The sequence below is a fragment of the Streptomyces sp. NPDC058052 genome (assembly GCF_042885515.1).
GTDB lineage: Bacteria > Actinomycetota > Actinomycetes > Streptomycetales > Streptomycetaceae > Streptomyces.
The window spans coordinates 1-4,285 of sequence record NZ_JBHVRX010000069.1; the positions used below are offsets into that span (position 1 = coordinate 1).

A 4,285-nucleotide genomic window follows, 5' to 3' on the forward strand; every position below is an offset into this window, starting at 1 on the left:
CCCTTTCGCTTTCGCTCCGGGCCCTTCCGGCGTTTCCGACTCTATCAGATCCTTTCGGCGTCTGATTCCCAGTCAGCGGGGTTTGTCTTCCCGGCCGAAAGGGCCGTTCCGACGAGTGAGACATTAGCGGATTCCTTGCCTCCGAAGCGAATCGGAGAATCTCTGGACCATCGGTCCTGGATTCCTCATTCCGCAGAAGACATACGTCGCCGAACGGCACGACGAAGCGCAGCCGTCCGGCTCAGTGGTCTTGCGGAATGGTTGTCCGGGGCCGACCGGAGTCGGTGCTCACGTCGGACAACTGGGAGGACACTACGGATCGCGAAAACCCATGTCAACTTCGGTCCCGGTGCCCGCCCCGCCCGACAAGGCGGGGCGGGGCGGGCACCCGCCGGACGGGCCCCTCAGTCGTCGGTGAGGGTCCGGGCCAAGAGAGCGAGCAGGCGGTCCCAGTGGAGCGTCAGCCCTGGGGCACTGAAGGTGTCGGTGTCCGACATGGTGAAACCGTGGACAGTCCCGGGGTAGATCTCGGAGGTGTAGGCGACTCCTGCGGCGTCCAGGAAGCCGTTGAGCTCCTCGAGTGCCTCAGGGGTCAGGTCTCCTTCGGCGTGGCCCAGGTGGACCTGGGCGGTGAGCTTCGCGAAGAGGCCGGGGCCGTCGGCGGCCACGGGGGCGTGGAACGCCGCGACGGCCGCGACCTCGCCCGGGTGCGCGGCGGCGGTGCGCATCGCCAGCAGGCCGCCGATGCAGTAGCCCGTCACCGCGACCGGACCCGCCGCGACCTCGGGCTGGGCGGTGAGGAAGGTGAGGTAGGCGTCGGCGTCGCTCAGGACGCGTTCGGGGGTGTGCGCCACGATCACGGGCATCAGCTCGGCGAAGATCGCCGGCCGGACGTCTTCCCCGATGTATTCGGGAAGCTCGACCACCGGTGCCGGACCGTGCCGGTAGAACAGATGGGGGACGAGCACGTAGTACCCGTGCCCGGCCAGTTCGCGGGCCATGTCCTTGAGCACCGGCCGGAGGCCGAAGCCGTCCGCGTACATCAGCACCCCCGGGTGCCGCTCACCGTCGTCGGGGAAGGCGGCGAACGCGTCGGTCCGACCGTCCGCGGTGGGAATGCGCAGCGTCTTGATGGGCATGATCATCCTGTCGTGGTCGAGGTGTCGGTTCCTTGGATCGACACGACAGGGGCGGAGCCCGCGCGGCGGCGTCGGGTCCATGCTCGGGCAGCGGGCCTTCGCCGGCCCGTACGGCGCTCAGAGGAGCACCGGGTCACCGATCCGTGTGTGGCGCGAGGCCGTCCCGGTAGTCATGGTCGCGAAGCGTAGACCACCGGTCCGAGCCGCTTCCAGCACGTCGTCCAAGGGCTCGCTCGGCAAGGATGATCTCGGCCGAAGCCGCGGTCCCGGCGCCGCCGGCGCCGCAGGGGCTGCCGGGGGCCGGTGGGCGTCGCTCCGCGCACGGCCGTTCAGGCGACCCCGGTGGGCCCCTCGTCCCCGCCGTCCCCGGCCCGGGTCGCACTCGCCCGCCTCCGCGCCTCCCGCTGCGCCTCCAGTGCCGCCCGCGCGGCCGCCTTCTTCCGCTCGAGCTCCTCCGTGAGCAGGCGTATGCGAGCCTCGCGTTCCGCACCGGTCAGGCCCGTCAGACCCAGTCGCGCGTCACGTTCCTCCTGCGACATGCGATCTCCTCTCCACATCCCTCTGTCCGAGTGCGTCCTCGCGGGTTCATGCTCCACGGGTGCCGCCGATGGCACCGTACGTGCGAAGACGCCGCTCAGGGGAGGTACGGGGGCCTCGACCGGTTGTGCGCTGTCGTGCCAGCCCCTGTGCGCCGGGGGGCAACCCGGCTGGTCCGGTCGCTCGTAGCTTGCGGGAGTGCCCCGTCGCGACCGGCGGCGGGCGCGCCACCGACAGCTCCGAAAGGACCCCTCATGTTCGACATCGCCAAGGTTCAGGCCGCTCCGAGCAAGGACCTCCTCACGCCCGACAACTCGGTCATGCTCTTCGTGGACCACCAGCCGCAGATGTTCTTCGGCACGGGCAGCGGCGACCGCGCCGCGATCATCAACAGCACCGTCGGTCTCGCCAAGGCGGCGAAGGCGTTCGGCGTGCCGGCCGTCCTGACCACGGTCGCCGCCGAGTCCTTCTCCGGGCCGCTGCTGCCCCAGCTCGCCGAGGTCTTCCCCGAGAACGAGATCATCGACCGCACCTCCATGAACGCCTGGGAGGACGAGGCGCTCGTGGCTGCGGTCAAGGCGACCGGGCGCAAGAAGATCATTCTGTCGGGCCTGTGGACCGAGGTCTGCCTCGTGCTGCCCGCCCTCTCCGCCCTCGGCCAGGGGTACGAGGTGTACGTCGTCGCCGACGCCTCCGGCGGCGTCACCCCCGCCGCCCACGAGCACGCGCTGCAGAGGATGATCGCCGCCGGCGCCGTCCCGGTGACCTGGGTGCAGGTCCTCCTGGAGCTGCAGCGCGACTGGGCGCGCCAGGAGTCGTACGGCGCGGTCATGGAGATCGTCAAGGCCCACGCCGGCGCGTACGGCCTGGGCGTCGTGTACGCGCAGGCCGTCATCGGCGCGCACGCGGCCGGCTGACCTCGGTGGACACCGGCATTCTGATCCTGCGACTGCTGGTGGGTCTGCTCGTCGCCGGCCACGGCGTGCAGAAGGTGAGCTCTCACCTGGGCGGCGGCGGGCTCGAAGGCGGGGCCGAGGAGTTCCGCGCCGACGGCTTCCGGGGCGGTGTCCTCACCGCCCTGGCGGCGGGCGGCGGCCAGATCGGTTCGGGCCTGCTGCTCGCCGCCGGCTTCCTGACCCCGCTCGCCGCGACGGGGACCATCGGGGTCATGACGGTCGCACTCACCGTGAAACGGAGCCACGGGCTCTGGGTCCAGAACGACGGCTACGAGTACCCCCTCGTCCTCATCGGGACCGCCGCCGCCCTCGCCGCCACCGGCCCCGGCGCCTGGTCCCTCGACGCGCTCCTCGGCCTCACGCCGTACCCGTCGTGGTGGGCGGCCCTCGTCCTCGCGGCCGGTCTCGGGTCCGGCCTGATCGCCCGGCTCGTCCTCCACCGGCCCGCCGCCCCGGCGAACACCGGGCGCTGAGCGCCCGGCGCGAGCCACTCGGACCGGGTCCGGTCGCCCGCGTACCCCCGACCGGGCGGCCGGCCCCTTCCCTCGCTCATCCACTGAACAGGAACACCTGATGGACACCCTCACGACCTCGCACGGCGGCGGTCAGCCGCTGCTGCACCAGAAGGGCGCCGAGACCCAGGCGTACGGCACGCTCAAGCAGCTGCCGATCGGCCTCGGCCATGACACCCGCTTGTACGCCTGCCAGCGGCTCAACCGCGTCCTCGCCGACACCCAGATCCTCTACTCCCTCTACAAGAAGCACCACTGGCTGATGCGCGGGGCGACCTTCTACTCGCTGCACCTCATGCTGGACAAGCACGCGGAGGCCCAGCTGGCCATCGTGGACGCGCTGGCCGAACGGGTCCAGAGCCTCGGCGGCGTCGCCGTCGGGGACCCCCGCCACGTCGCGGAACTGACGGCGATCCCCCGGCCCCCGGACGGTGTGGAGCCGGTGCCGGTGATGCTGTCGAGGCTGCTCGACGCGCACGAGCGGATCCTGATCGACGCCCGGGACGCCGCCGCCCGTCTCTCGAAGGAGGGGGACGAGGGCAGCACCGACCTGCTCGTCTCCGACGTCATCCGCACCGGCGAGGCCCAGGTCTGGTTCCTCGCCGAACACCTCGTGGACACCCCTCTGGTACGCGGCTGACGGCGCGTACGGCGACGTCGTGTTCGCCGACGACCTCCGCGAGGGCACCGCATGAGGTGCCGTATCCGACCGCCACGTGACACCACGACCAGACAGGAGCGTCCATGGAACCGCAGGTGACAGACCGGCCCGAGAGGTCCCGGTACGAGATCCTCGCGGGCGAAGACGGCACGGAGACCGCCGGCTTCGCCGAGTACCACCTCTCGGAGGGCGAGATCGCCTTCATCCACACCGAGATCGACAGCCGGTTCGCGGGGCAGGGTCTGGGCGGGCTGCTCGCCCGCGGCGCCCTCGACGACGTCCGGGTCCGCGGACTGCGCGTCCTGCCGTACTGCCCGTTCATCCGGGGGTGGATCGGCAAGCACCCCGAGTACGCCGGCCTGGTGCCCGCGGCGCACCGCGACCGCTTCGGACTCTGACCCTGGCCTCACCGTGGCGCTACACGTTGTACCCAAAGGGCGGCCCACAGCCCATGGGGCTGGGGGGAACAACCAGCAGCAC

General features: G+C 71.3%; 6 protein-coding genes. 4 read left to right on the forward strand and 2 right to left on the reverse strand.

Translation table 11 applies throughout. The features are described 5' to 3' along the window. Positions 1 to 404 precede the first annotated feature (404 nt). Together ACFVU3_RS39800 and ACFVU3_RS39805 are read right to left on the reverse strand one after the other, a co-directional pair. Complete coding sequence (locus ACFVU3_RS39800) at positions 405 to 1,139, reverse strand: dienelactone hydrolase family protein (protein WP_390073684.1); 735 nt, start codon at positions 1,137 to 1,139, stop codon at positions 405 to 407. A 329-nt stretch (positions 1,140 to 1,468) separates the two neighbouring features. Next, on the reverse strand, positions 1,469 to 1,678 hold the full coding sequence (locus tag ACFVU3_RS39805) for a hypothetical protein (RefSeq protein ID WP_390073685.1): 210 nt from the start codon (positions 1,676 to 1,678) through the stop codon (positions 1,469 to 1,471). A gap of 252 nt (positions 1,679 to 1,930) precedes the next feature. Here ACFVU3_RS39805 and ACFVU3_RS39810 point away from each other — a divergent pair, with 252 nt between their 5' ends. From ACFVU3_RS39810 to ACFVU3_RS39825, 4 genes are all read left to right on the forward strand, one after another. Further along, positions 1,931 to 2,593, forward strand: a complete 663-nt coding sequence (locus ACFVU3_RS39810; RefSeq protein ID WP_390073686.1) for a hydrolase — start codon at positions 1,931 to 1,933, stop codon at positions 2,591 to 2,593. A gap of 5 nt (positions 2,594 to 2,598) precedes the next feature. Next, entirely contained in the window at positions 2,599 to 3,105 is a 507-nt protein-coding gene (locus ACFVU3_RS39815) for a DoxX family protein (RefSeq protein WP_390073687.1), read from the forward strand. A gap of 100 nt (positions 3,106 to 3,205) precedes the next feature. Further along, positions 3,206 to 3,784 carry a Dps family protein gene (locus tag ACFVU3_RS39820; RefSeq protein WP_390073688.1) on the forward strand — a complete coding sequence of 193 codons (579 nt, stop codon included), beginning with the start codon at positions 3,206 to 3,208 and terminating at the stop codon, positions 3,782 to 3,784. Between the two features lie 104 nt (positions 3,785 to 3,888). After that, positions 3,889 to 4,203 (forward strand): GNAT family N-acetyltransferase, encoded by a 315-nt coding sequence (locus ACFVU3_RS39825; protein WP_390073689.1) that lies wholly within the window; start codon positions 3,889 to 3,891, stop codon positions 4,201 to 4,203. The last annotated feature ends 82 nt before the right edge of the window (positions 4,204 to 4,285 follow it).

Bases quoted from the DNA above. Each gene is read 5' to 3' on its own strand.
- ACFVU3_RS39800 (WP_390073684.1), bottom strand. From the start codon at position 1,139: ATGCCCATCAAGACGCTGCGCATTCCCACCGCGGACGGTCGGACCGAC.
- ACFVU3_RS39805 (WP_390073685.1), bottom strand. From the start codon at position 1,678: ATGTCGCAGGAGGAACGTGACGCGCGACTGGGTCTGACGGGCCTGACC.
- ACFVU3_RS39810 (WP_390073686.1), top strand. From the start codon at position 1,931: ATGTTCGACATCGCCAAGGTTCAGGCCGCTCCGAGCAAGGACCTCCTC.
- ACFVU3_RS39820 (WP_390073688.1), top strand. From the start codon at position 3,206: ATGGACACCCTCACGACCTCGCACGGCGGCGGTCAGCCGCTGCTGCAC.
- ACFVU3_RS39825 (WP_390073689.1), top strand. From the start codon at position 3,889: ATGGAACCGCAGGTGACAGACCGGCCCGAGAGGTCCCGGTACGAGATC.